General features: G+C 41.8%; 24 protein-coding genes. 5 read left to right on the forward strand and 19 right to left on the reverse strand.

Annotated features, from left to right (window positions below; genetic code table 11):
• Positions 1 to 210 precede the first annotated feature (210 nt).
• Complete coding sequence (locus tag gpAD87_RS18570) at positions 211 to 1,332, reverse strand: hypothetical protein (protein ID WP_064639776.1); 1,122 nt, start codon at positions 1,330 to 1,332, stop codon at positions 211 to 213.
• Positions 1,333 to 1,500: 168 nt separating this feature from the next.
• Entirely contained in the window at positions 1,501 to 1,818 is a 318-nt protein-coding gene (locus gpAD87_RS18575) for a winged helix-turn-helix transcriptional regulator (RefSeq protein ID WP_176854745.1), read from the reverse strand.
• Between the two features lie 316 nt (positions 1,819 to 2,134).
• Between gpAD87_RS18575 and gpAD87_RS18580 the strand changes: the two genes are divergently transcribed.
• A complete protein-coding gene (locus tag gpAD87_RS18580) occupies positions 2,135 to 2,722 on the forward strand; it encodes an NAD(P)H oxidoreductase (protein WP_064639780.1) in 588 nt (195 codons plus the stop codon).
• A 291-nt stretch (positions 2,723 to 3,013) separates the two neighbouring features.
• On the opposite strand, the gene gpAD87_RS18585 is transcribed toward gpAD87_RS18580, so the two are convergent.
• The 4 genes from gpAD87_RS18585 to gpAD87_RS18600 form a co-directional block, all read right to left on the reverse strand.
• Complete coding sequence (locus gpAD87_RS18585) at positions 3,014 to 3,595, reverse strand: hypothetical protein (RefSeq protein ID WP_064639782.1); 582 nt, start codon at positions 3,593 to 3,595, stop codon at positions 3,014 to 3,016.
• A gap of 71 nt (positions 3,596 to 3,666) precedes the next feature.
• On the reverse strand, positions 3,667 to 4,095 hold the full coding sequence (locus gpAD87_RS18590; RefSeq protein ID WP_157258489.1) for a hypothetical protein: 429 nt from the start codon (positions 4,093 to 4,095) through the stop codon (positions 3,667 to 3,669).
• A 231-nt stretch (positions 4,096 to 4,326) separates the two neighbouring features.
• The gene (locus gpAD87_RS18595) at positions 4,327 to 5,199 is read right to left on the reverse strand and encodes a carbohydrate ABC transporter permease (protein WP_064639786.1); all 873 of its coding nucleotides are present in this window, start codon (positions 5,197 to 5,199) and stop codon (positions 4,327 to 4,329) included.
• A gap of 16 nt (positions 5,200 to 5,215) precedes the next feature.
• The gene (locus tag gpAD87_RS18600) at positions 5,216 to 6,166 is read right to left on the reverse strand and encodes an ABC transporter permease (protein ID WP_064639787.1); all 951 of its coding nucleotides are present in this window, start codon (positions 6,164 to 6,166) and stop codon (positions 5,216 to 5,218) included.
• A gap of 183 nt (positions 6,167 to 6,349) precedes the next feature.
• Between gpAD87_RS18600 and gpAD87_RS18605 the strand changes: the two genes are divergently transcribed.
• The 3 genes from gpAD87_RS18605 (at position 6,350) to gpAD87_RS18615 (ending at position 11,981) form a co-directional block, all read left to right on the forward strand.
• Positions 6,350 to 8,158 carry a sensor histidine kinase gene (locus gpAD87_RS18605; RefSeq protein WP_064639789.1) on the forward strand — a complete coding sequence of 603 codons (1,809 nt, stop codon included), beginning with the start codon at positions 6,350 to 6,352 and terminating at the stop codon, positions 8,156 to 8,158.
• 426 nt (positions 8,159 to 8,584) lie between these two features.
• Positions 8,585 to 10,195 carry a response regulator transcription factor gene (locus gpAD87_RS18610; protein ID WP_064639790.1) on the forward strand — a complete coding sequence of 537 codons (1,611 nt, stop codon included), beginning with the start codon at positions 8,585 to 8,587 and terminating at the stop codon, positions 10,193 to 10,195.
• Positions 10,196 to 10,298: 103 nt separating this feature from the next.
• Positions 10,299 to 11,981 carry a hypothetical protein gene (locus tag gpAD87_RS18615; protein WP_064639792.1) on the forward strand — a complete coding sequence of 561 codons (1,683 nt, stop codon included), beginning with the start codon at positions 10,299 to 10,301 and terminating at the stop codon, positions 11,979 to 11,981.
• A gap of 122 nt (positions 11,982 to 12,103) precedes the next feature.
• On the opposite strand, the gene gpAD87_RS18620 is transcribed toward gpAD87_RS18615, so the two are convergent.
• Positions 12,104 to 12,406 (reverse strand): hypothetical protein, encoded by a 303-nt coding sequence (locus gpAD87_RS18620; protein ID WP_064639794.1) that lies wholly within the window; start codon positions 12,404 to 12,406, stop codon positions 12,104 to 12,106.
• Positions 12,407 to 12,901: 495 nt separating this feature from the next.
• On the opposite strand from gpAD87_RS18620, the gene gpAD87_RS18625 reads away from it, so the two are divergent.
• Complete coding sequence (locus gpAD87_RS18625; protein ID WP_082935170.1) at positions 12,902 to 14,026, forward strand: amidase domain-containing protein; 1,125 nt, start codon at positions 12,902 to 12,904, stop codon at positions 14,024 to 14,026.
• A 53-nt stretch (positions 14,027 to 14,079) separates the two neighbouring features.
• Here gpAD87_RS18625 and gpAD87_RS18630 read toward each other — a convergent pair whose 3' ends face one another.
• The 12 genes from gpAD87_RS18630 to gpAD87_RS18685 form a co-directional block, all read right to left on the reverse strand.
• Positions 14,080 to 14,460: a hypothetical protein gene (locus gpAD87_RS18630; RefSeq protein WP_064639795.1), complete on the reverse strand. Its 381-nt coding sequence runs from the start codon at positions 14,458 to 14,460 to the stop codon at positions 14,080 to 14,082.
• A 1,042-nt stretch (positions 14,461 to 15,502) separates the two neighbouring features.
• A complete protein-coding gene (locus tag gpAD87_RS18635; protein ID WP_231952645.1) occupies positions 15,503 to 15,799 on the reverse strand; it encodes a hypothetical protein in 297 nt (98 codons plus the stop codon).
• Between the two features lie 218 nt (positions 15,800 to 16,017).
• Complete coding sequence (locus gpAD87_RS18640) at positions 16,018 to 16,320, reverse strand: DUF4279 domain-containing protein (protein ID WP_231952647.1); 303 nt, start codon at positions 16,318 to 16,320, stop codon at positions 16,018 to 16,020.
• 837 nt (positions 16,321 to 17,157) lie between these two features.
• Positions 17,158 to 17,763, reverse strand: a complete 606-nt coding sequence (locus tag gpAD87_RS18645; protein ID WP_064639797.1) for a hypothetical protein — start codon at positions 17,761 to 17,763, stop codon at positions 17,158 to 17,160.
• A gap of 515 nt (positions 17,764 to 18,278) precedes the next feature.
• Positions 18,279 to 18,737 (reverse strand): hypothetical protein, encoded by a 459-nt coding sequence (locus tag gpAD87_RS18650; RefSeq protein WP_231952649.1) that lies wholly within the window; start codon positions 18,735 to 18,737, stop codon positions 18,279 to 18,281.
• Positions 18,738 to 19,322: 585 nt separating this feature from the next.
• On the reverse strand, positions 19,323 to 20,060 hold the full coding sequence (gene pyrH, locus gpAD87_RS18655; RefSeq protein WP_063564016.1) for a UMP kinase: 738 nt from the start codon (positions 20,058 to 20,060) through the stop codon (positions 19,323 to 19,325).
• Between the two features lie 293 nt (positions 20,061 to 20,353).
• Positions 20,354 to 22,075 (reverse strand): helix-turn-helix domain-containing protein, encoded by a 1,722-nt coding sequence (locus tag gpAD87_RS18660; protein ID WP_064639798.1) that lies wholly within the window; start codon positions 22,073 to 22,075, stop codon positions 20,354 to 20,356.
• Between the two features lie 45 nt (positions 22,076 to 22,120).
• Positions 22,121 to 22,897: an IucA/IucC family C-terminal-domain containing protein gene (locus gpAD87_RS18665; RefSeq protein ID WP_064639800.1), complete on the reverse strand. Its 777-nt coding sequence runs from the start codon at positions 22,895 to 22,897 to the stop codon at positions 22,121 to 22,123.
• Between the two features lies 1 nt (position 22,898).
• Positions 22,899 to 23,927 carry an ABC transporter substrate-binding protein gene (locus gpAD87_RS18670; RefSeq protein ID WP_064639801.1) on the reverse strand — a complete coding sequence of 343 codons (1,029 nt, stop codon included), beginning with the start codon at positions 23,925 to 23,927 and terminating at the stop codon, positions 22,899 to 22,901.
• A gap of 136 nt (positions 23,928 to 24,063) precedes the next feature.
• Positions 24,064 to 24,342 (reverse strand): hypothetical protein, encoded by a 279-nt coding sequence (locus tag gpAD87_RS18675; RefSeq protein ID WP_064639803.1) that lies wholly within the window; start codon positions 24,340 to 24,342, stop codon positions 24,064 to 24,066.
• A 130-nt stretch (positions 24,343 to 24,472) separates the two neighbouring features.
• On the reverse strand, positions 24,473 to 25,057 hold the full coding sequence (locus gpAD87_RS18680) for a chloramphenicol phosphotransferase CPT family protein (RefSeq protein ID WP_064639805.1): 585 nt from the start codon (positions 25,055 to 25,057) through the stop codon (positions 24,473 to 24,475).
• Positions 25,058 to 25,397: 340 nt separating this feature from the next.
• Positions 25,398 to 26,234 carry a carbohydrate ABC transporter permease gene (locus gpAD87_RS18685; RefSeq protein WP_063564008.1) on the reverse strand — a complete coding sequence of 279 codons (837 nt, stop codon included), beginning with the start codon at positions 26,232 to 26,234 and terminating at the stop codon, positions 25,398 to 25,400.
• Positions 26,235 to 26,251: the final 17 nt, after the last annotated feature.

The following is a 26,251-nucleotide window of genomic DNA, read 5'->3' on the forward strand; positions in this document are numbered from 1 at the left end:
AAAATAAACGTTTGATAAGGATGATGATATAGATGAAAGTATAGATCATCAAAAATATTATTATGAACCTGGAAATACCGCCTTGACTAACGGAATAATTCCTAAAAAAAAAACATTCAAGAATCAGCATAACGATTAAATTCCACTTGGCCCGTGGATATGTAGTCTTATATTTGATAAGCTATCCCTCCCAAATCACTTATTGATATCTTAAATTCGTGGCGCTATGCCTTCTGATTGTAAAACTTCTAACTTGGCTGAAGGGATGCTTTCTTGCAAATCTCCATTCATCACATCCATTGCCTCCCATTCGACGAACACAACAAAGTTTTCCGTAAGTCCTGAGTAAGCAGACCAATTCGTCGTTTCATTCAGGTCATACGCGACTTCCTTCCACAAGCTCATGCCTTCCTCCCACCAATCTCCGATGCTACGCCAATACATAATAAGAGTTCTAAGCTTCTGAATTAAATCATGATCCATAAGTTCTTGTTGATCGTTCACAGGATGCTCACCTGAACTCCAGATCCTGTAATAATAATCTTCGTCCTCATCTTTTTCTTCTATTTGCTCTTCCCTTACCTCTTGCCAGCCTGGGTGAAAAATAGGTGAATAAACCGTATGAACTTCATCATGTAAGTAAATTGAGAGAAAACAATATGTTTTGTTAGATTGTTTCTTACAAAGATCACCAACAATTTCTTTCAAGGCCAGAATGAGTCCTTTTTTCACAGTTTCCCGGAGCACGAAGACTTCTTCGGATGACATCATCACGTAGATCACACCTTGGGTCCCATCTAACACGCGCAGGAGAGCACCTTGCTCATCATATTCGAAATACGTTCGAAGAAGGTGAACAAAATAATCATTATTTTCGTATTGAGGTTGGTATACTTCCACAAGTCTGTTGCCTTCATAGATATAGTCTTCATACACTAATTTATTGAATCGAGTAAAATACTCCACTGACCGACAGACTAACCCGTCTTGTATCAGATATTCCTTGACTGAGTCTAATTCGCCATCGACATACGTTCTTGTCGTTATTACATCATCTGCATATGTAACGTAGGTGTAGCCATCAATTAAATCGTCGCAGGCCAAAATTCGTATTCTGCCTTCTTCATCAAACTCATAATATGTATCCGTCTCTTCATCTGAGATATCTCCAGGAATTTCACCTTGGCGCGCATACCAATACGGCGAAATGTCATAACGTTTACTGGTCGTATATTCTCTTCTATCTACCAGTGCTTCTGCTTGTTGTTTGTAGAACTGATAATGTTCTTGTGCTTCTTGATTAAGCTTTACATAATATTCTTTGTTAATCATACTCCTCACACCTCTCCATTAATGAATCTACGAATTTCTAATTTTTTATATTACTTTTATACATTCAACTTCTCACCCCCTTTTTTTCTCCGGCTCATTTCAATCACAAATCACCAACATTTGCGATTACGCGATGATCCTTTACTTAACTGGGCCAGGTTCACCTCTTCAACACTCTGGAGAGTCAAACTCCTCCAATACCTTGAACTTATCCCCGTGAACCTTTTCAAGGTGTTCCTCTCCCCAATAGCACAAAAAGTCCAAAGCGGGTTTGAGTCCCCAACCGTAACTCGTTAACTCATATTCCACTTTTGGAGGAACCTCCGAATACACCTTCCGCTGCACGATCTCGTCCTTTTCCAAACCTCTGAGCTGCGTTGTCAGTACTTTCTGCGTGATGTCCGGTATCAACCGACGCAGCTCCGATGTACGTTTTCGCCCTGTCATCAAATGATAAATAATCAAAGGCTTCCACTTCCCGCCCATCACTTCCAAGGCCGCCTCCACGCCGACTTTATATTTCTTTGGAGTGCTCGTTTTTCCATGTTCCGTCAACTTTTGTCCCTCCTTCATCAAGCTGTTGCCGAGGTAAAATCATAACCTTCTTATTTCTCTTTGTTTCGTTATTTGAACTCCATTTCGAGGTAGTGATTCAGGGTACTTTGATGTTCCTATGACACTTCATTCTTCCTATAGAACATCAAAGTGCGTACTTCCAGATGTTTTCATACCTGTTTATAATAGCATCAGCCAGCGATTCCTGGCTACAAGACAGCAATGCAGAAAGGTAGTGAAAGATAAGATGAATGTATTAGTCGTTGTGTCGCATTCGAGAAAAGATTCCCTGACCTTCCAGGTTACCGATCGTTTCGTGCAGGGCCTTGCCGAGGCTGGTCACGATTTTGAGATATTGGATTTGCATGGCATTGGCTTCAACCCTGTTCTCCAAGGCATAGATGAACCTGACTTTACCAAGGAACATCAGGTATTCTCCCCTGAGATAGAAGCGGAGATAGAGCGATTGAAGAAGCACGATGCTGTCGCTTTTGTGTTTCCTCTCTGGTGGTGGCATCTGCCAGCCATGCTGAAAGGGTATGTGGATCGTGTCATGAACAACGGGTTTGCCTACGGCTCGAACAAGCTTCATCATCAGCAGATGTTATGGATTGCTCTTGCGGGCGTAACGGAAGAACAGATGCAGAAGCGAAACTATGATGAATCAATCACGAATCTGCTCAATGTGGGTATTGCCAATTACTGCGGCGTGCCCCAGTCGAGCGTTGAATTTTTATATGAAACGTTGGATGCGCAGCCTGAGCATTATGAGGCACTTCTGAAACAGGCGTATCATTTGGGACTAAATTATGATAACGCGATCCCGACTCCATAACGGTATTACTCCCCTATATGAGGTCTGAAGTTTTGTTGTAAGTTCGGTGGCTTGAAGCCTTTTTTGTGAAAATAAATCACGTTAACCATCACGCTAATCTCTCGAGTTTAAGAACAACTACCCTTTAAAACACAAAAAGGTCGCTCCGAAGAGCGACCCTACATTTGTGTCATTCATTATTTTACTGTCGAAAGAAGAAACTTCACCAGCATGCTAAGATCGATGATGCCATGGTTACTCAGATAGGTTGTATGTGCGTAATCCATCAACTCCAGAGTTATGTTTACGTTCTTAATATCGTTCTTTAAACCTACTGATCCACCAATCCCTCTTCATTAAATATTCAATTTTGATTGGCATAATAATGTATTCTTCCGTTACTTCAATCAGCTCATTGGGACCGTTATAGATTAAATCCACATTTAAGTGAAATGGTTTAATTTTTCTACCCACTTCATCTTCAAATTCTTGAACATAACGTATAAGGTCAGGTATACCTTCCCAGTAATTCATTGCAGCTTGCCCGCCCGCTGGCATGTACCACCAATGCCTAAAGGATGGCCATAAATGAACCAATACCTCCCTTAATTCATGTTGTTCAACTAACTCAAAGTCGGGCAGTCCTAGCACAAATGATACATGATGATTATTTTTATGCGCCTTCTGTTGGATGCTGCGATCCCAGAACCATTTCCATTGTATTTCAAGTTTTTGATGAAGTTCATCTGATTCTACCCTTTGCCGGGATGGCCATAGAATATTCTCATTGATGTCCTCTTTAAGAAGGCCATACGTACTCGCTGCATAGATCATAAAGTTCAATTCAAAATCACTGGATATACAAACAGACCATGAGTTATGGTTTTGAATCATTGACATTTCTCCTTTCACCCAAAATGCATAAATTTAACGTTGATCAAGCGATTTGAGAGATATTCTTTTTCCTATTTTGTTGCACTAATATAGCTCAATTTAAAAATACGATCATACATATATGTGTAAGAATCGTAATACTCAAGCGCCTTTTTTCTCTCTTCGTGGAAAGACTTTAATCTTTCCTTGTCCCCGGTATGAACATAGGCTATCAGCTCAATACTTGCTTTTTTATATAAGTCCAAACTATAAAACGCATCAGATAAATCAGAGGAACTATAGTCTTGTACTGGAGTAAATACCTCTGGACGGATCACGACATTGGATTCGGCTTCCTTTATTAACTGTTGTAATCTGGAGATGTCAACTTGCTCTTCTAATATCACTTTACTAAGAACATCAATTACTTCTTGCTCGATCTTGTTGAATTGGCTTGTAAATTCATGATTGGAAAGGTGCATTTCTATTAAATTTTTGTTGTAAGGAGAATAGTTATTCACTAAATTAAGCTTGGAGTTCTTATACTCTACCGCAAATCTTGCATCACGAAGAACACTGGCCGGGATATAAGCATGATTGTTTGATCAGCCCCATCGTACCATTTTATTCAAATAAAGGTAATACACTACATACGTGCAATGTCTTTCTCCACGCAAAAAAGAAGCCACCTCCCTGGCCTTTCCCAGTTCAGTGACTCCATTTTACAACCCTATTCTAACCCCTACATTTAACTACTCCTTCACAGCCCCAACCACGATCCCAGTCACGAAATAACGTTGCAGGAACGGATACACAAGCAGGATTGGCAGTGCGCTGATAAAGATCTGCGAAGCCCGAATGGTCCGTTGGGACAGGTTCTTCACCGCTTCTGGATCAAGCTTCGACATGTCAGCCTGCACGATGATCGTCTGCATGAATGTCGCCAGTGGCAGCTTTTCTGCATCACGGATGTAGATGATCCCGTCAAAGTACGAGTTCCAATGTCCGACCATCATGAAGAGGGAAACCGTTGCAATGACAGGTACGGAGACGGGCAGATAGATTTTGATAAATGTCTGCAAGTGCCCTGCCCCATCGATAAATGCAGCTTCCTCCAGATCCTTTGGAACGGTACGGAAGAAATTCAGCAGCAGAATAATGTTGAACACCGCAACCAATCCTGGCAGGATCAAGGCCAGCAATGTGTTCATCAGACCCAGCTTCAGAATCAGGATATACCCCGGAATGAGGCCACCGCTGAACAGCATCGTGATGACAAAATACCACAGATAGATGTTACGTGCGCGGAACACCCGCGTCTCTTTGGAGAGCGCATAGGCTGCAATCGTATTGACGATTAACGCAAGCCCCGTTCCCAGCACCGTCCGCTCTACGGACACCCACAGGGAGGAAAGGAAATTGCTGTTAGCAAACGTTTTGGCATACGCCTCCAGTGTAAAACCAATCGGCCAGAACGTCACCAGTCCAGCATTGGCAGGAGCAGATGCGCTCAGTGATACCATGAGTAAGTGATACAAAGGCAGCAAGCAGAGCAGCGAAAGGATGGTCAGTAACACATTGTTGATTATGCTGAATATGCGGTAAGGCATCGTTTTATGATACATGAGTTCGTCATCCTTTCTAGAAAATTCGGTATCCGGCGAATCGGTAAGCCAGTCGGTAGGAGATCACAATCAGGATCAAACTAATGACCGATTTGAACAGATTCACGGCGGTAGCGAAACTGAACTGCCCACTTAGCAGACCTTCTCTATACACAAACGTATCGATAATATCCCCTTGCTGGTAAATCAATGGACTATATAAGTTAAAGATCTGGTCAAAGTTGGCGTTAAGCACATTACCCAGTGCCAGGGTTGCGATTACGATCCCAATGGGAATAAGTGCCGGGATGGTAATATACATCGTTTGCTTCCAGCGTCCTGCCCCATCCACTTCAGCTGCTTCATACAGTGCAGGGTTAATGCCAGACAGTGCCGCGAGGAAGATGATCGTGTTGAAGCCAAACTCTTTCCAGACATCACTCGCAATGATCGTGAACCGGAACCAGCTGCCATCCCCCAGGAAGAAGATTGGCTTAATGCCGAATACGGAGACCAGGAACTGATTGACAATACCCGTCTGCGCCAGAATATCGATCAGAATGCCTGACAGCGTAACCCAAGACAAAAAGTGCGGCAAATATACGAGTGTTTGAATTGTTCTTTTCAGCGCCATCTTCCGTACCTCGTTGAGCAATAAGGCGAAGACAAACGGAATAATTAGGTTCATAATGATCTTGGAACAGGCAAAAAACAGCGTATTCCACGTAATTTGCAGGAAATAATCATTTTCCCACATGTATCTGAAGTGCTTCAGTCCGACCCATTCGGAATCGAAAAAACCCAGTGCAGGTTTATAGTCTTGAAATGCCATCAAAATCCCGGACATCGGAATGTACGAAAAAATAAAGACCATAATGGCCGCCGGCAACACCATCAAGTGCAGAATCCATGGTTGTTTGTAGCGTTTTTTTGTTTTTTTGTTCGGCTTGCTCCCAATGTCCGCCTGAGGTACCCGGTTAGCTTCCATATTAGCCTCCATAGCGCGCTCCTGTTCCCAAAAAAAAGTTTTTGTGTGTAATGGGGTTCTCTGTTATAAATAGTATCAGGCATTTCTCAGGTCTGACTATATAACATTGTTAGGCTTGATAGTGTTTTGTTAGGAACATCATCTGAAGAGATTGTTTACACACGAATTTGAAGGAGACTTTTTATGAATATATGGAAGCGCTTTATATCATTGGGAAGAACGTCCAGATCCCGGTTTAGTCTATTTGCCAAAATAAACTGTTTAATCGTAGTCCTGTTCATCCCCATTATTATCATGTATACCTACTCGAACAACGTCACTTATGATGTTGTAAGCAAAGAGCTACAGGTCTCCAATACGAAGCAGCTCACGTTTTTGTCCAGTCAGATCGATTCCCGTATTAACCAGATGATGGACTTCAGTCTTATTCTCTCAAGAGATCCCAATGTCAGAGCATTTAATGGCTTAAACATTTGGAATGATCGTTATGACAAGATGCAGACCCGTTATGTCATTCAGGAAAAACTGATGCTGCAATCCGGTGTTACCGATATATGGCCTACCCGATACGCTGTGCATTCACAACAGAATCAAGATGTCATTGCCAACTATAATAGAACAAACGGGTATGATGAGGATTACCTGAAAAGAAATATGAGCGGACAATGGACATACGGTGATGGTGCTGAGTCCAAAGAGGATATGAAATCCTTTTACTGGTTCTTTACGGATTCCTTGGCCCAGCCGGGTATGTTGACGGGAAGCAATCTGGTGATTGAAGCCAGCTTCAGTTATGAGAACATTCAGAACATGCTGGATACGTATAAGGAAGGTGGACAAGGTGATCCTTTCTTTTATCACAAAGGAAATTCGCCCATTCTGAACCGTAGTGCAGACAAGCAGCTATCTGAGGAACTCATTCGTTATCTGGATGAACACTCGACCGAGGATACCACACAGGATGTCGTCAAGCTGAACGGGAAAAAGTATCTGGTTAGCTCGGTGAAATCCTCCTATCTGGATTGGCATTTGGTCGACGTCGTACCACTTTATCAGATTCTACAGCCGATCTCGCTCAGTCGGAACTTGTTCTATCTGTTTATGATTCTGCTGTTTGTGGTGGGCATTTCCGCTTCGATCCTGTTATATCGAAACATTCAATATCCGATCAAAAAGCTGATCCAGGGCTTACGCCGCGTGCAGCGCGGAGATTATTCCGTACGTCTGCACAGCAAGGATCAGAATGAATTTTCGTTTTTGTTCCATCGATTCAATGATATGTCACATCAGATTCAAGACCTGATCGAGAACGTGTTTCAGGAAAAAATCAGAGCCAAGGAAGCTACGCTGAAACAGTTACAGGCGCAGATCAATCCTCATTTTCTGTATAACTGTCTTGGCTATATCATCAATATGGCCCAGATGAAAGACGAGCAAGCCGTCGTCTCCATGGCGCATAACCTCAGTGCCTACTATCGTTATACGACACGAGTGGAGCGGGAGACATCTTCTCTAAGAGAAGAAATCAATCTGCTGGTCAACTATTTGGATATCCAGAAGCTGCGTAATGGCAGAATTGAATATCACATCGACATCCCTGAGGATATGCTTGCCCAATCCGTACCACGATTAATGCTGCAACCGATTGTGGAGAATTCCGTCATTCACGGTGTAGCGAAGTCTTATTCATCCGGTGAAATTCGAATTACTGGCGAGAGCTCGAACGGGTTCTGTAAAATTTACATCGATGACGACGGACCCGGCTTGAGCCCGGATCTGTTGGAGGCGTTGAATCTGAAAATGCAGCAGCCGCTGCAGGAGGAAATGGGCTGTGGCCTATGGAACACAAATCAGCGAATCATGCACCTATTCGGCAATCAGTCCTACCTTCTATTCGGCCCCTCCCCTCTCGGCGGATTCCGAACCGAGATGATTTGGGAGATTCCGAAAAATGATACAGATTCCGATAAAGGAAATGCCGATAATAATTGATATTGATACTAACGATAAGTTGACAATTTAATTTTGAACTAAACATTTGCACGTGAACGTAGAGGACAGAAAGAACTTGAAGAAGCAAAGCGTTCGGAAGTGCCCGCATGAAAGCCTTTCTGGAAAGAAGGCTGAATAGGGGCATAGGCTTCGCCATTATTACAATTCCACCTTTATATAAGGCCTTGTTAAAAATAAATGGTTAGAGTACATGTGAACCAAAGCGAAGGATTGAAGGGATTCTGTAGAAGCGAAGTGTTCGCCTTTCAAGCACCATTTTAACCTTATAATCATCTAATTCAGAAAATGGGGCTTGAACAGCGATCGAAAGAACCCTTCAAATCCGTAGCGACTTTGTTCACTTCACGTATCCTTTGATTTTAATTAATGGCCTGATATACCAACCACCAAGGGAGACAATACATCATGCAAATGATCATCGTAGACGATGAAGCACACTGGGTAGATAACCTGTCCATGACCAAACCGTGGCATACGCTGGGGATCGAACAGGTTCACAAAGCATATTCGGCACACGAAGCACTTCAACTGATCGATACGCACCCTATAGATATTGTGATCTCGGATATTCAGATGCCCGAAATGACAGGTATTGAACTGATCGAACGGATCAGAGTCCGTGACAAAAAAATAAAGTGTATTCTTTTATCCGGACATTCTGAATTCGATTACGCCAAAAAAGCCATCCAGTTCGAAGCCGTCGATTACTTGCTGAAGCCGCCAACGGATGACGAATTGATGGGCGCCGTTCAAAAGGCTATCGATCAATTAAATACTGAATGGGAACTCGTCAGTTCACTGAAACGAACCCAATTTACCTTGCGAGAGAACCTGCCACATTTGCGGGGGCGACTGCTGCTTGAGGCTTTGCAGGGACATCGAATTGCCTCCAGCGAATGGGCACGGAAACTTGCGAATTACGATCTGCCCTTCCACGCCGGGGATTGCGCATTAATGCTTGTACGTATGGAAGAAGAATTCGGGCAATATGACAACAACGATCAAACCCTGCTTGAATATGCGGTCATCAATATGGCGGAAGAGATTATGGGTGAGTTTATGGAAGTGTGGGGCGTCAAGGAGGAACATGGGTATCTGGTGTTTTTGCTTCAACTGAAAGTGAACAACACCGACATTGGCAAAGAAACCATACTGGAGAAGCTTTCGGTACAACTTCAGTCTAAGGTCAAGCAGTTTCTGAAGGGTTCCCTCTCCATCGTCATCACCGAATGGTTCGCGTTTCCCGATCAGCTATATGATCGTTTTCGGCAAGCCTCTGCTTATTTCCGGCAAATTGTCGGCGACGAGCGTGAATTCGTCATGCGGGTCAGTGACGTGGAGACTCCGGCAGCGCAAGGTCCGCTGGATGTCCTATATACTCCACCCACGTTCATTCACCTGTTAGAGAGTGGTCAATGGGATGCGGCAGAAGAAAAAATACTAGCCGTCTGTGCGGAGCTGGATGAGAAATGGTCGGAATCGTGGGAGCATTGTATGGAGGCTGGTTTTTTAATTACGGCTTCGTTCACCAATCTCGCACACCGAAACAGGCTGACTTTGGCCAACTTAATGGGTGACGATATCGAGTGGTTACAGAGTGGAGAAGCTTTCACCACCATCAGTAAACTGCGCAAATGGTCGCTTAGTGTACTTGGCAAACTCAAGGAAGGCACGTCCAACGAGATCAAGGACATCCGTTCCGAGTATGTGAAGAAGATTCAAGACTTTACGGATAAAAACCTGCATCTGGATGTTTCTTTGCGTGTACTGGCCGACCATGTCAATCTGCATCCAACCCATTTGTCCAAGATTTATAAGATCGAAACGGGCGAAGGCATCAGTGATTATATCTCACGCCTGCGCATGGATCGGGCCTGTCACAAGCTCGTTACGACCACCAAAAAAGTATATGAAATCAGCATGGAGATTGGATATATGGACCCGGCTTATTTTATTAAAGTGTTCAAGCGCCAGTTTGGCGTCACGCCGCAGGAGTACCGAGACCAGCATAAATAACATAATAGAGTCCTATCGAAACTAACAAACTCATATAGATGCCCTCCCGCCCAAATTGGTACAGTTACACTGTAAAGATCATACATCGTAGGGGGATTGAACAATGATCAAATTCAAAACATGGTGGTCACTGCTCATGGTTATCGCGCTCATCACGATCACTGCGTGCGGCAGTGGCGATACAGCCAGTGACAATGGTTCCAAAGATGATACACCGGCGACCGTCGGTTCAGCTGAAGCAGAAGCTGCTTTTGCCAAAGGAAAATACGACCCACCCATCGAATTCAGTTCGGTATTGATGCCGAAGAAATATGTTCAAGGGGATACCAAAGAAAATAACGTACACGATCGCTGGATGCTGGAAACGCTGGGTATGAAGCATAAAGATACCTGGTATCCGGCCAACGATGATCAATACAGACAAAAGCTGCAACTCGCTATCGCCTCTGGCGAAAAGCTGCCTGATTTTGTGTCCGTACCGACCAATGCGGTATTGACCAATCAGTTGATCGACTCCGGTCAATTCATCGCCATCGATGAGTTGTTCGACAAGTACGCGAGTCAGACCCTGAAAGATCACGCAGCAGCACATCCTGAACTGTGGTATCCGTTCACCAAGGACGGCAAGAAATACAACATGCCGATCATGGAGTATACGGATAACGACGATACACTGCTCTGGCTCCGCGAGGACTGGATGGAGAAGCTGAACCTGGAAGCTCCAAAAACCATCGCAGACCTTGAGAACATCATGGACAAATTCAAAAACGAGAACCCGGACGGTCTGTCTCCAGACAAAGTATTCCCGCTGGCGATCTCGCTGAAAAATAACACCAACACCTGGATGGGCCAACTCGACTGGTTGTTCGGGGCATACGGCACAATCGAGGAGCAATGGAACAAAGACGCAAACGGCAATCTGGAGTACGGCTCCGTTAACCCGGGTGCGAAACAAGCACTTGCCAAGCTGGCTGAATGGATGAACAAAGGTTATATCCACGCCGACTCCGCCCTGTGGGACGAAGGCAAATCCGCTGAGAGCTGGACTGCTGGCAAAGCGGGCATTCTGCCTGGCGCAAACTGGGTACCCGACTGGCCGGCACCTGACCTGCTGAAGAATGTACCTGGCTCAAAATACAAAGCCTACCCTGTTCCGGCTGGCCCAGACGGCAAGATCGGTACGAAGTGGCAGAACTCTGGTGTCAACGCAAGTATCATGATTAACAAGGATGCGAAGCATCCAGAAGCCATCTTCCTGTACTACAACTACCTGCTCGATAACCTGGCTAACCCGGCTGCTGGCAGTGAGTATGAATACGGCTTCGCCAAAGGTTACGACTGGGATATCATTGACGGACAACCGACCAGTGACAAAGAGAAGATCAAAGACTTCTCCAACGAATTCCCGTTCCTGACCGGCCCAGCACGTATCCCGGATCTGTACATGAAAACACTCGTGAAGCTGGCCAACGGCGAGAAGCCTGAAACACCTTACGAGAAACAAATGGCCGAATTCCGTAAACCGGAAAACTGGTATGCAGGTAAAGTCGTTATGTCCCAGATCGACATCCGTAAACAAAACTACTTTACTGGCGCAGCCACACCAACCATGGTATCCAAATGGAACCTGCTCCGCCAGTCCGAGATGGAAACCTTCAATAAGATCATCTACGGCCAACTGCCGGTTGATGCCTTTGACCAATTCGTTGCCAACTGGAAATCCAATGGCGGTGATCAGATCACGCAAGAAGTGAATGATTGGTTTAAATCGGTAAGTGGGAAGTAAGATTTTGATTTTGGGAAAGTAGAGCATTAAAACCCGAGCCGAAGCGATTATTCACGCTTCGGCTCGGGTTTTTAAGTGTAGATCAGGGTCGCTTTCCCTAATTTTGGGTTCGCGTTAGTGGATCAAGCCTTCGTATTGCCCTCCTCCGGCATCGATTGACCTAGCAAGGAAACTGTCAGCTGAATTCCATCCCTCAGCCCTTGCATGTACAACCGTTCATTCTCTATGCCTTTACTGACAATGTAATGATTCTCCCACTTAGCATATTCAGGTGTCTGCTCGACATCATCACCTGCAAACAAAGCTTCGAACGCTTCGTCTGTTTCCCCACGAACGCGACTCAGATCAGGATCTTGCTCGATCCGAGAAGACACCTCATCCACCCTTGCCTGAATCGCTCGTTGCAACCATGGTGGAAAATCCATTGCTACTCCTCCCCTACGCATTATGTACATCATTCATCATCGTACAACCCGGTTTTGTCTCGCCTTCATGTCACTAACTAGAGACACCAGTTGATCCACCCTTGAACTCTGCTCCTGAACCTCGGGATTGTCCCACAACGGAATCGCCTGCTTCAAGGATGCCTCTCCAAGCTGATTAAGCTTACGCCGTTCCTCTTTTTTAATAAGTCAACCAATCGGCTCATACATGCTCCTCTATGATGGTTCTAAACTGCATCATGTCTTCTTAATGCTAGACATCATTTTTAATGCAATTACTACTCCAAAGAAAGTTCATTTCTCTTCAAATTGTAAGAGAAAATATGATCGCTATAATGCGGTTATCGAATTAAAATTTAAAAATATTCTAAAAAAAATGTTTTTTTAAAAAAAATGAAATTTTAAGTAACTTTTTCCCTTTTATGGCGTTTATACTATGAATAGTATTACAAAATATGACAATGGGAGAGTGACAAATTGAATTTCAAAAAGACTTGGTTGATTGTCGGAACGTTTGCTCTAGGCTTCAGCTTAATGGGAAGTGCTGCTTCCGCAGAGACTAATTCAGAAAAGGATACCGCTATTCAAATTAAAGCTAGTGATATCCAGTTTTACAATGTGCTTCCTGGAAAGCAAGCAGAGGTGAAAGAAAAAGCTCTTATTGAACACAAAGATGCTATCAACTTGGTTGAAAACCAGTTGAATAAAGATGGTATCGCTATCAAAACAGACATAGACAATGTGGAATATCAAAATTATGTACTCTCGTTAGGAACTTCTTTTGAATTATTCTCTGCTGAGGACATGGAAAAGATAGTAGAGTATGTAAAATTTATTGATTGGTATGAAAACTATGAACTTAATGTACAATTGAAAACATATCAAAATCAGCTTAAAAACAACGTAACACTCTCTAGTGCAGAACTTACTGAATTAAATGGTCTTTTACCGATTCCTTCAGATGCTCCTTCTACTGCTCCTTCTACAGACAATAACGAAACAACAACTAGTAGCGAAACAAACTTTGATTCTTTCGCAACAGACCAAGTTAGTCCACTAGCCGTTTCAGCAAACGGTTATGACAACATAAAAGCCCGTGACTATGCTTATAGTTGGTGGGACAAAAGAAATGCCACGTATTCAACATATTATGCTGAAAAAGCAGGCTGTAATGTAGCGAATTCATCTTGTTGGGCGAAATGGAATGATTGCACTAACTTTGTATCCCAAGCGATTTATGCAGGAGGGATGAAATTTAGAACAGGTTCCAGCGTAACTAGTAATGATGCTTGGCAGTTCGGACCTCTTATGCCTACTCACACGTGGGGGGGAGCGCAAAACTTCTATAATCATTGGAGTCAAAGAGCTGGCGTTGCATCAAGTGTGACCGCTCTACAAACAGGTGATGCCGTAAATGCGGACTTTGGAGCTGATGGAAGTGTCGATCACACTGCTATAATCACAAAAAATACAGGCGACAACAATAATAATAAATTCTTAACCCAACACACAACTGACAAAAAGGAAACTAGCACACTCCAAGATTGGTATAGCGCTGGCTATAAAGTATATGGATACGAAATGGACAAAGCTAGTAATTAAGCACAACGTAAAAACAACGCCCCCTTTACAAAGTAGGGGCGTTGTTTTCTTGTCTAGTCCTCAAGGTTCGCAATTCCAGCATTCAAACTGTATATAATATAAAAATGATTCCATTGCTGCGTAGTGATGATTTCTTCCCTACCGTCTTTCGTAAAAAAATAACCCGATCCCTCCTGTTGACTATATACCCACCCTTCTCTTTCCATGCGTGACTTTAACAGTTCCTGTGGATCACCCTCTTCTTTCGTGAGATAGCGCTCTCGGCTAGGCATATCGCTATCTATCCGAATAACAGATTTACCGGTTGATTCTAAACGATACATGTGTTTTAAATTATTATATCCAACGTTGTTGATGTATGATGCTCCTAAAATGATTAAAAGACCGCTGACCCCAATAAAGCAAAATAAAATAATCTTCCATTTCTTTTTCATCCGTTTCCCTCCTAAAATTGATTTCCTCTTAATTATAAACGGAACCAGACATCACATAGTTACCAAAAAAATTCAATTAATCCTCTCTTCTGCGTCCTTATACAGCTTCGTTTAAATAATTCTGTGCAGCTATAAGAGTAAAGTCTATTTCCGATTCTAAAGGGAAGCCAGATCTCTTCAGCGGCATAGGAATAAAGCTTAGGTAAGAAAGCACTGATCCGACGGGCTTAGCAATACATTTGCTTGTTTACTCTCACTTTCTTAAATTTCTCTCCTGAATTGAAGGTGAATTTCCAATACATAAATATTTTGTAGCTTCATCGAATAATCTAATGAAACTTCAAATTAAAACTGACCATGGAATGAAAAGTTACTTTTCATATGCTCATTAAATGTAATGTTATCATCTACATAGAGTCTATTGGCAGATAAAAAACAAGTATCTTTAATTTCTCTATATTTCGGATTTTTTAAATCTATTAATGCTTGAATATAGTTGAAATAGTATTTTTGATATATCTTTGGCTTTATTACCTGAAAGCTATATCCAGTAGCTAGTACGTTTTCTCATAAAGACTAAATTTAGATGAGATCGCTGATTCTCAATATCTGCGAAACCATCTGCCTTATTCACAATGGTTTCGCCATCTTTAATAGCCACAACCGAAACGGCAGCGGTATACTTCTCATACGAGGCAACATAAGCATCAATCGTTTCCTCTAACTTGGAACCTGTTCTTCTACAGCGTAAGCAGGTACCGCTATTGCCATAATGATAAATATGAATGATAGAACACAAGCGATTACTTTGTTAACAGTGTGATATCCACGATTCATCTAATTAGCTTCTCTCCTTTTATTTTAAATGTTAATTACGTACTCTTTTTTTCAAGTATGTGTTTTCAAAAGAGTCCTCATGAATCTAAATTATTCTCAAATGCAATTACACTCCATTCAGGAGAGAGGTCGGAGAATTTCACCTTCCCAATTAACGATGTTTATTTCTTTATCTTTCAAGAGGCACCAATCAATGATATAGTTTCTACGGTTTTAATATGTAATTATTTTCTCTTGCCTGGTTATTTATTGCTTTAAGCAAACTTTCTTTATAGATCGAAGTACTATATGGAATTTCTCTATGATTTTCATCTGGATGGATATTCTCTGCATAGATAATAAAGTTGTTTAAATCCATCTTTTTGATAATGAAGTAATTCCCCTCTAACTCACCACTACGAATGTGAGCTGAGTCAATGAAATCAAATATAGCTTCATAAAGTTCTTGTGATGAGATCTCATCTTCTAAAAAACGCTTGATCACTTCCTGACTATTAATCAATCTTTCTCACTTCCTTTACGGTTTTTCTACTTCTTGAGGATTTCATATAACGTTCCTGTATTCACGAGCGTGTCTCACAAACTTTATTTCTTATTCCAATTCTTCATTATATGGATTTGCATACAAATTAACATCAATTTCAGCATGAATCATATTAACAAATTCAATAAAATCAGAATCGAAATAAAGAGCAGGCGTTTTCCCCTCTTCTATTCTTATTACAATGAAAAATTCGTACTTAATCGATTTTCATTCCGAATCGAATTGATCTCTTTTACTTTGTTTCTTAATAAATCGAGTACTTTTGTTAATTGGTGATTTACATCTAATGATTCTTCATAATCCGTACCTAATGTCCATGATGTTTCTTTTATTCGATGCTTTTTGTTTATTATATCGCCTTTATAAGCCGTATTCGTAGATTCAATTTTAAGTATTGAAGTTACATAATTGGGATCGAATTCATCTCCAAACAAACTAAAATAGGCCATTACTTCAGTTTTTTCTTTCAGGGGTTTCACCTCTTTAAGAATTAATGTATGGATTCGCCTAACGTTTAAAGATTCACGATGGGATTCATCCTTAAATAGCTCTTATCTTAGGATGAAAACTGTTTGGTGATTATGCTTTTACTGTATCTACTTCTTCCAAATCAAGGGTGCACGCCCGTAGCGTGAAACTTTTGTTATGTGATGTTGCATTCTACCTGAAACACTTAAAAAATATTATTTGATTAGAAATTATATACCATTAAAATCCTTATTTATTCCATAAATTCTTAATATCTTCTGCTATAATTTTTGAAATATGTATGGATGAATCCTGTGGATACAACCATACTGTTACGATAAGAGTTAAACATATCATTAATCCTAGAATAACTCGTCCAACAACTCTATATCTGGTGTGTTTATGCAAATAATAAACTATGCTAGATGAGATTAGAATAATCACACCATTCATCATAAAAGTTATAGGCAAGCTTATAATCCTGCCTAATCCGGTGTTAGGATATATTAATAAAAGCAAACTCTCTAATACTACAATTGGAACTGACAGTAGAACAATATAAAAAAAATGACTTTTGAATTTCCTCTCTACTACTGAACTCACCTACTTTAACTCCTTTAATTCAATTGCACGTAACGTCTGTGATGCTGCTTCACCTTCATGTAACGCTGTTATATCCACGAACCCTCACTACCTGAAAGAGTGCAGCGACTTGCCGCGACACGATTAGATAGATAGTGCAGGGTTACCTGCTGACTCCACTTCTTCGAATACCCTCGGCAGACCAAGAAGCGAAAGCAACGGCGTAGATATGTTGTTATTTAGATGTCAATTACCTTCCACAATACTTATAAATTGTACTTCATTTTAATTCTTTCATATAACTTATAATCCGTATTTCTATTTACAATCTCTCCAATTAACTCTTTCCATTTGTTTTCAATCCACTTAGGACTTTGTTCTTTCAGAATATCCTCGTTAAATTGACTATCAATATACTCCAAATCTTGCTTAAGAACTCCTATATCCTTAATCAGTTGATTTCTCGATTCTTTTTCTAGCGATATCTTATTCGATAATATTCCGCCTATGATTTCTACTCTTATATGCGTATACATATCTCTAAACACATTATAGATTAAATAGGTTGAAGATAATTGATCTTCCCGGAAGTCGGATTTCAGAAAGACGAATGATTCTTCACCCACTTTCAAAGATACTGCCACATTTCCTAATGCGTGTATGACTGTTTCCTTCGAAGAATTGTCCTCTAAGCTTTTTATCACATTATCTAAATTGTAGATTGATTCTTTTATACCAATTTGAGTTCCATGATTCAGTTTAACCGTGTAATCAACTTCTTGATTGTCTTTGTACGCTTTGAATTGATAGTTGAAGTACATGCTTATTATCAATCCAACCATTAGTATGATTATTGCTATGTTTTTTCTCATTGAATCACCTCGTAATTGTCAATTGAATTCATATAATATCTAATTTTTGTATTTCACAAATACAACATATCCCATCTACTAGTGCCTGAACTACGTATATGATAACCCATATTGTTACATTTAAGAAGGTGAATTGGCGAATAAGGGATAATCATTAGTTTTCTCAAACCCTTATCCATACGGATCAAAAGAAGAAAACGATAATTGTTCAAAATTAGTAAAGGCACGGGTTTTACTCGAAAATAACCAGTATATACACTGCAGTTTACTCGTTTTAGGACATAAACAAGAAAAGGTCAGCCTAAAGAGGTTGACCTTTCTTGTTTATAAATTAGCACAGAACTTATTACATAACCTTAATTCATTTAATCAGTTAATCAATAATTTTTCTAAGCTCAAAAATAGTTGCCTCTGATAACAATATAAGCCTATCGTTATTAACAGCTAAAAAGCTTAAACTTACAGGTATGCTCATTTTTGTAGAAGAGTCACTTATATCTATTGCCTTTACTTCATCATTTATATGTAAGTCTGGGATATCTTATTTTATAATATCTATAAAAAGAGTCAGAGTTATAGCATGTCGCCGTAATCTGATATAATGGATTTTTTAGTTCATATTGATATTTCTTATACTTTTTAAGTCCTTTTGATGAAAAAAAGTCTTTTTCGATTATAACTTTATCCCCAATAAATTTTTGCCCTGTTGGATATTCAGAAGCATCATTATATGAATTTGCAAATCCTAAAAGCTTCTCAACTTTCCAAGTTCCATAGAAATATTTTTCAGTTTCACTATCCAAGCTTATACGGTCTACCGTACAATAATCGGATGTGTTTTTTTGAATAATAGCCTCCTGAGTTTCAGGTTTAGGCTCACTAGAAGTATTGGGATTTGATGTCTTTTCAACATTTCCACAAGCCGATGCTAGCATCAACATTATCATCATACAAGCCAATATTGTTTTTTTCATATCTCACACTCCTACTATGAAGTTATGATTTCGCATGTTTACTCGCTTGCTAACTGAATTAATCCCCGTATGGATTAAAATCTTCTGTTCCTTCTTTTTATATCACCATGTGCTACAAGCTACTTCCATACAGCGAATAATTCTTCACTGCTGTATAACAAATGGGGCGATACTTTTTCTTTACTTTCCGATGAATTTATCAGTTTTGCCTCAGTGTTTTTTTCCGGTTGAGTTGTTACATGTTTACTGGGCGGCTCGCTCTAGCAGAAATTATATCAGAGCAATTGAAGTGAGGAATGACATAAAATTTACATTATTTAAGAACAAAGTTAACTATATGTTATCTAAATCACAAACAACAATTTCCAATCTAACCCATACGCTTGCATTTGGTGACAGTGACGCTGGTATTACCCCAACTTAAAAGATTATGAATATCTAACTTGCTTTAAGCTTGGGAGGTCTGACTTTGTGGAGCCATAAACAAAATCCCACTCCATGGCCGAGTGGGATTTTGAATAGAACTTCTCTTTTGTGGAACTATCGTAACGCTAAATCAAGGGAGAGTAGTATTTCTAACATATTTCATTCCAACTCTGAAACTGATTCGCCACTAATTATCGTACCGTTATTCTTACCCTCACAGATTTCTTTCATCGAGCCTGGTTTATCGAAGTTAAACACATGCATTGGCAGATTGTAGTCTCTTGCTAAAATGAAAGCTGATTGGTCCATTACCTTTAAGTTGTGTTTTAAAACGTCGTTGTAATGAAGCGAACGAAATTTCCTTGCATCTTTATCAAATTTAGGGTCTGCATTAAGAACACCATCAACACCTTGCTTTGCAACTAATATAGCGTCACAATTAACCTCGATGGCTCTTTGTACTGAAGGATAGTCTGTTGTAACGTAAGGTTGACCGTTCCCCCCTGCAAAAATTACAATATAGCCTTTTTCTAGATGGTGGATTGCTCTTAGACGGATGTATGGTTCTGCAACTGAAGTAATAGGTATTGCGGTCATTACTCGTACTTCTTTTTTGGTCTTGGCTTTAAGAACTCCACGAAGCATTAAACTATTTACTACAGTCGCAAGCGTCCCAATGTTATCAGCTTCTGCCCTTTCTATCCCCCAGCTTTCCGCCATATTGCCTCTGAAAATGTTACCCCCACCTATAACTAACGATACTTCAACGCCTAAATTTACTACTGACATAATTTCATCCGCAATATGGTCTAACCTTTCTGGCTCAAAACCAAATTCAGAGTTTCCTGCTACTGCTCCACCACTTAGCTTAACGAGAACCCTTTTGTACCTTGACAATTATTACACCCCCATAAAATAAAAACACTAAAGCAATAAATGCTTTAGTGTCCTAATGGAATGGAAATATGAAATTACGTAAGTCGACTGAATGTAAGTCTTCCGTTTCCACCTCATACCCCCACCCCTTCCATGTTTTTCCGTTAAGTAATTTTACATTACGTGAGGCTAAATTGCAATTACCGTCAATATTAAATCTGCAAGCAATTTCAATAAGTTATAGAATGATTTATGATGCGCCGTATCAAAGAGCTACCTTGCCACTTTACAAACAACAAAAAAATCATAACCCCTCAAGCCAACAACGCCTGTTCAATCTGATCCACAATGCCATTAATGCCTGTCGGTCCATAACAGCCGATCCATGTTGCGGCATCAACCGAGTGTATGTGCTGGCGCTTACTCGCATCGAGCATCCCCCAGACACGCTGCTCTGTTGCGGATATTTCCTCCTGCATCATTTCATTGCTAAGCAAAAAATAGTGGCTGGCATGTACAGCCGGTAGTCTTTCAACTGAAATATGATAAGCCGTGTCGGAAGTATCTGCTACAAATGATGGAGCAGGTAAACCTAGGTCACGGTACAGCACAGCACCTGTACGATGCGAGGCAGAATGTACGCGAACCAGAGAATCTAGTGGACGAATCAGTGCTACGCTCTTACCTGCAAGGACTGTAGCAAGTTCTTCGGACAGCAATGCGGTTCGTCGATGATAATCCGCAAGTATTCGCTTTGCCTCTGCTCGCTTACCTGTCAGTTCACCGAACAGGCTTAGAATGGTCTGCCAGCACTCATTGCGCTTAAACATAAGAACTGGAGCGATCCGGCTTAGACGTTCAAAGTGCTGATCATGCACCTCGGTGCAAATAATCAGATCTGGAGACAGTCGTTCCACAGCAAGCAGATCAGGGTATTCATACGTTCCGAGCAATTCGGTAGCCTGAAGTCCTGCCCTGATATATTGCGGGAAATGGAACGTTGCACTTCCTACTCCTACACTTCCCGCTGGAGACAACCCAAGCGCAAGCAAATGATCGGCATACTGGACATCAAGTACAGCGATACGTTGCGGTAGCTCGGTGACAGTATACTCTCCTAGCATATGGCAGATCACCGGGCCTTGGGCTGACTCATACGAAGAAGCCGCGCGATTCTGAAGCAAAGTATTTGCATAGTCTGCATCCGTTTTCGAAGCGGCGGCAAGCCGATAATGCAGTGGTGGAACGCCAACATATTTCTTAAAAGCCCTGCTGAAATAATACATGTCGCGATAGCCCATTTTGTCAGCAATTTCGCCAATGGAAGCATCCGTATGACGCAGCATGCGCGAGGCACTCTCCATGCGCAGCTGAATGACATATTCCATCGGTCCGAGCTGCTTCTCTTGTTTGAATCGGCGTTGTAGCTGTCTTACACCGCATCCCGCAAGGGCTGCCAACTCTTTAAGCTCCAGATTCTGGCGATAATGCGACGTTATATAGGAAGCGACAACATCCACCATGTCGGACTCCGCTCCTCCCTGACCACGTTCATACGCCATAATCAGCTCGTAGATCATGCCCTGGAGCAGTGCGTTGGCATAAAAACGTTCCAGCCCTTCGCCGCGGCGCCATTTGGCAACGATTTTTTCCGCATTCTCGATCCATTCCGCTTGAGTCACAGGGTTCTGAATAAACGAAGTTTGCAGTGGGTGTTTGCGATACGAGGGTATAACATGAGAGGCTCCTTCCATGGAAGAAGCCTTATACTTGATCACGATATAATAAAGTTCGTCTGATCTGGCGGTCAGCGTGAAGGATGTGCCCTCCACCACATGACAGGCAAAAGAAGCTCCAATGTGGCAAACCTCACCATTCATTGCAAGCTCCCCTTCCCCTCCGCATGCCAGCAGCAACACATTTGAAGTTAATTGAGTTTCGCTAAGAACACTGCCTGTCTGCAAAGTACCGCTATACCCGTCAAGCATCTTGATCGTCGTATCACTCCATAGACTTGTCTGTTCTTGCAGCGGCATTTCTCTCATCTCCTGACAATAGCAAAGGTAAAGTTGTTGCTGTTGTCATTTTAATTGAGATTTATTCTCATTGTCAATTTTCGGACATTTTCTGCAATATTCCCCTGACATTTGATAATAAAAACAACAGGTGATCCGCTCGCTTTTGGCAACGTAGCCATTGTCTTTGCATTCGGTGAAGCGAGTTAACGGATTCTTTCTCACGCCGAAAATCTGCCCGGATGCCACCTGCGTCAGATAGGCAAAGTCTGCCTGAATTTGCTCTCTTTCCTGCTCCGTCTCGTTTTCATCCGTTGTGTATAGGCGGCCAATGCGTACCATGATATTCTCCCAAAGGATACTCATTGAAAGTGGAGCAATCACAGCAAGCATCTTTAACAGCGGTGTAAGCTGTACCGCAAACATCTCCTCGACCACCTTTTCCCGCCATACTGCCCTGTCTCCCGCTAGTCCTTCAGCCTGAAGTCCATTTACCGCTAGAAAAGGAAATCGTGTGCCGCCCTTATGATCTGAGAGCGCCGGATGATAGAGAAAGCTGTTCTCCAGCTGAAACGAGACATGCTGATGATGAAAAGTCATCGCTATCACCAGAGGCGCGGTCCACAGATAGCCAATTCGCTTGGCTAACATCGAAGCGGCAACCTTCATGTCAGGTGCATCGATATACTCCTGAAACCAGCTGATATACTCACGACATGCTGCTTCGTCATGCAACTCACTCAAGGCAATGGTACGGACACTATGTTCAGGCGGCTCACCAAGCAAAATCGAATGATCCTTCACTGTCTCTTTCCATAAGTCTGTCGAGAGATAATGGGTCATATTAATTCGATCCGAGCAGAGCTTCCGATGCCTGATCTACAATTAGATTAATCGCAAGAGGTCCGTAATATGCGATCCAAAGTGTTGAGTTTACGTCATACGTGCGGTTATTTTTCACAGCATCAAGGGACTTCCACACCGGATTACTTACCATAGCCTCAGCTTCTGCCGCAAACAGTTCATCTGACAGTACAAAATAACGATCTGCGCCAATCTCAGGCACCTTCTCCATTGAGATTTCAACAGAAGTATCATCCTTGATTCCCTCAACCAGTGCAGGCATATTCAAGCCCAGATCCTGATACAGAATAACACCTGTACGATGCTCAATCCCATGAACACGGATGCCTTCTTTTCTCGGACGAATAAGGGCTACCGTTTCATCTCCCATTTTCTCTGACAACTTCGCCTTCAATCCAGCGACTTTGTCCTCATATGCAGTGCGTACTTTCTCGGCCTCGTCCTGCTTGTCTGTAATCTTAGCAACTGTGGCTAACGTATCACGCCAGTCTTCGTAAAAATCAAGTACAAGGGTAGGTGCAATTTTGCTCACACTCTCGTACTGCTTCTCCTGGAAGTCCGTCATGATAATCAGGTCTGGATCTAGTTCTACAATCGCTTCCAAATTAGGCTCGTCCCGTGTACCCAGAACCTGTACGTCACTCGGCTGGTCACCTAAGTATTCTGGAAAATCGGTATTGCCTCCAGCGATAACACTGCCAGCCGGCTTCTCGCCAACGGCTAACATTTGATCCAGGAATTTGACATCAAGCACAGCAATGGTCTTTGGTTTTTCTTTTAGCGTGAGCTCACCCTTCATGTGTTTAATCGTTACAGGAAAAGCTCCGTCCGTCTGAGTTCCTTCATTCGCTGGCGTTGCCGCAGACGGCTTGCCGCTATCTGTACTTGTTCCGGCACCGCAAGCCGTCAGGACAAGAATAAGGGCTAACATCAAGCCCATGAATAATCGTGATTTGTGAGCAGTATATGCCTTGCTTCCGGCAGCCTGCCCCTTTGTTCCTTGATTCATGATGAATCCCCCTTATGTATAATACTGATAATGATTTTCATTATCGAAACATAAAGAGAGTATAAACGATCTCCGCATCGCGTTACCATGTACTTTTGCGACATTTGAGCCGGACTAATGCGACATCATCAGCCGCTTATCCGCCCTTTAATTTCTCAGCGATATACGCTTGCAGTCGGTAAATGTCTGAGAGAAGCTCTTCTTCCTCTGGCGTATTTCCATACTCCCCTAGCCAGCGCGGTGTGCGGATATGCCACTCGTTAGACATGTATTGCTGTTTATCTCGATACACTAGAACATGTTCCAAGAAATACTCCAAAGAGCCGAAAGATTGTTTATGACTATCGATGATGATGGATTGTGTTTTCTCAATGATTGCCTGTAACATGTGTTGGATATGAACTTCTGGATTCATAAAATTTTCCTCATTTCAACTGTGCAAAAAAAGAAAGGCCCTCCTTCTTCCCATGGGGAATCAGACAACCTTTCAATTCTTTCGGATTTTTCCAATGATAATCTTTAATCGTTTAATTTACTAATCTACTTCAGTCTCTTCTACTTAACTTCTTAAATGCCGCGTATTCCTGCTCGGAATTCATATAACTTAATATCTTTTCCGCACATGCAGCTGAGCTAAGCTCTTCCGTGTTCACTTCCAGATCATATTCATTATAGGAGTATATGTAGTCGAACTGGGAATGGGCGAGTCCAATCGCACGATCTCCCCTGCTCTGCTCTCTTCTGGTGAGTTCTTCTTTCGAGCAGTGTACACCTACAAACAATATCGGATAATCCGATAGTAAATCATAAAAACCATTAAACCACTTGTCATTGCTGATGACCGTATCCACGATGACATTCAAACCCATTTCCGAAAACAGTTTAATGGTTGCACAGTACAACGAATTGATGGGGTCGAACAGGATATCTGTCATCACATGGTGTTCCACTTCTCTTGTTGGTTTCATATCTGGGTATGTATTGTCGATAAACTGATCATAATTTTGGGCAAATTGATCTACAGACAGATGATGAAACGGAACCCCTCCCTGATTTTTCAATTCCATCGCGATGCTCGTCTTTCCCGCACTTGACGTACCATTTAAAAATATAATGAGTCCTCGTTCCATATCAATCACCCTTATCATTAAAATTGGCATTACCTTTCAGATCACATTGTTGTTTTGCTAAGTTCGAGCTAACCTGTACACTTAATTGGGCTATTACCATGGTGTTCTACCCCATTTCCCGCGTAGGAGAAAATATACGAATTCGCTTAATGTCCCATATATATTATTAGACGAAGAGAGGACTAATCCTCCATCTCCGACAGGTTGTCTTCAGGCTTGAGTGGCCGAGGATCTCCTGAATCTCCTTATTCTGGTACGCAAAGAGGCAGCTTCTGCATTACACATCGCTGCCTTTTTACTTATTAACTTTTTTCAACAGACCTATCCATCGTTATGATGTTCAACCTTTTATACCGCTAAATGTAATGCCGCTAATAAACGTCTTTTGTAGAAAAAAGAACAAAACAATAATAGGTAATGTCATCAAGGTGGATACGGCCATTAATAGACCCCATTCGGATCCCTTTTGACTCTGAAATTGCTGCAATCCGAGCGAAACCGTGTAAGATGGTTCATTGGTTAAATAGAGCAAGGGGCCCATGAAATCAGTCCAGCTCCCCATAAATTGAAACAATGCCACGGCTAAAACGGCGGATTTGGCTAGTGGAAACATGATCTGTAAATATATGCGGAACTCACTAGCGCCGTCTAAGCGGGCCGCTTCGCGCAGGGCATCAGGCAGTCCCATGAAAAACTGTCGCAATAGAAAAATGTAAATGGGCACTCCAAAAAATTGGGGTACAATCAGCGGAAGAGATGTTCCTACCCAACCTAATTTAGTAAACAGCAGGAATAGAGGAATCATCGTCACCTGTCCGGGGATCATCATCACAGCAAGGGTAACAAAGAAAAGTATACCTCTCCCACGGTACTCTAACTTGGCAAAACTATATGCAACCAAGGGACAGGATATGATCACACCAAGGGTACTAACGATTGTTATAATCGCCGTGTTTTTCAGATATGTCCAAAAAGGGATATACTCAACGGCACGGGAATAATTACTCCACAGAATTGGATGCGGAATCCACTCTGGTGGGAATGTAAAAATTTGTGTGAGTGGTTTAAGAGAAGTGGAGAGCAACCAAATGAACGGAATAATGAAAAATGCAGAAGCAACAATTAGACATAAATAGGCTAACGCACGATTGATTCTTTTGATAGCGGTAGGATTCATCCCTTACTTCCCCCTCC

The organism is Paenibacillus sp. AD87 (assembly GCF_001659845.1).
Taxonomy (GTDB): Bacteria; Bacillota; Bacilli; order Paenibacillales; family Paenibacillaceae; genus Paenibacillus; species Paenibacillus marchantiae.

Excerpts from the sequence above, each read along its gene's own strand:
- gpAD87_RS18605 (WP_064639789.1), top strand. The coding sequence starts at position 6,350 with ATGAATATATGGAAGCGCTTTATATCATTGGGAAGAACGTCCAGATCC.
- gpAD87_RS18660 (WP_064639798.1), bottom strand. The coding sequence starts at position 22,075 with ATGCCGCTGCAAGAACAGACAAGTCTATGGAGTGATACGACGATCAAG.
- gpAD87_RS18630 (WP_064639795.1), bottom strand. The coding sequence starts at position 14,460 with ATGAAAAAGAAATGGAAGATTATTTTATTTTGCTTTATTGGGGTCAGC.
- gpAD87_RS18575 (WP_176854745.1), bottom strand. The coding sequence starts at position 1,818 with ATGGGCGGGAAGTGGAAGCCTTTGATTATTTATCATTTGATGACAGGG.
- gpAD87_RS18675 (WP_064639803.1), bottom strand. The coding sequence starts at position 24,342 with ATGAATCCAGAAGTTCATATCCAACACATGTTACAGGCAATCATTGAG.
- gpAD87_RS18665 (WP_064639800.1), bottom strand. The coding sequence starts at position 22,897 with ATGACCCATTATCTCTCGACAGACTTATGGAAAGAGACAGTGAAGGAT.
- gpAD87_RS18620 (WP_064639794.1), bottom strand. The coding sequence starts at position 12,406 with ATGGATTTTCCACCATGGTTGCAACGAGCGATTCAGGCAAGGGTGGAT.
- gpAD87_RS18670 (WP_064639801.1), bottom strand. The coding sequence starts at position 23,927 with ATGAATCAAGGAACAAAGGGGCAGGCTGCCGGAAGCAAGGCATATACT.
- gpAD87_RS18585 (WP_064639782.1), bottom strand. The coding sequence starts at position 3,595 with ATGATTCAAAACCATAACTCATGGTCTGTTTGTATATCCAGTGATTTT.
- gpAD87_RS18580 (WP_064639780.1), top strand. The coding sequence starts at position 2,135 with ATGAATGTATTAGTCGTTGTGTCGCATTCGAGAAAAGATTCCCTGACC.
- gpAD87_RS18610 (WP_064639790.1), top strand. The coding sequence starts at position 8,585 with ATGCAAATGATCATCGTAGACGATGAAGCACACTGGGTAGATAACCTG.
- gpAD87_RS18650 (WP_231952649.1), bottom strand. The coding sequence starts at position 18,737 with ATGAAAAAAACAATATTGGCTTGTATGATGATAATGTTGATGCTAGCA.
- gpAD87_RS18680 (WP_064639805.1), bottom strand. The coding sequence starts at position 25,057 with ATGGAACGAGGACTCATTATATTTTTAAATGGTACGTCAAGTGCGGGA.
- gpAD87_RS18685 (WP_063564008.1), bottom strand. The coding sequence starts at position 26,234 with ATGAATCCTACCGCTATCAAAAGAATCAATCGTGCGTTAGCCTATTTA.
- gpAD87_RS18595 (WP_064639786.1), bottom strand. The coding sequence starts at position 5,199 with ATGTATCATAAAACGATGCCTTACCGCATATTCAGCATAATCAACAAT.
- gpAD87_RS18600 (WP_064639787.1), bottom strand. The coding sequence starts at position 6,166 with ATGGAAGCTAACCGGGTACCTCAGGCGGACATTGGGAGCAAGCCGAAC.
- gpAD87_RS18570 (WP_064639776.1), bottom strand. The coding sequence starts at position 1,332 with ATGATTAACAAAGAATATTATGTAAAGCTTAATCAAGAAGCACAAGAA.
- gpAD87_RS18645 (WP_064639797.1), bottom strand. The coding sequence starts at position 17,763 with ATGAGAAAAAACATAGCAATAATCATACTAATGGTTGGATTGATAATA.
- gpAD87_RS18615 (WP_064639792.1), top strand. The coding sequence starts at position 10,299 with ATGATCAAATTCAAAACATGGTGGTCACTGCTCATGGTTATCGCGCTC.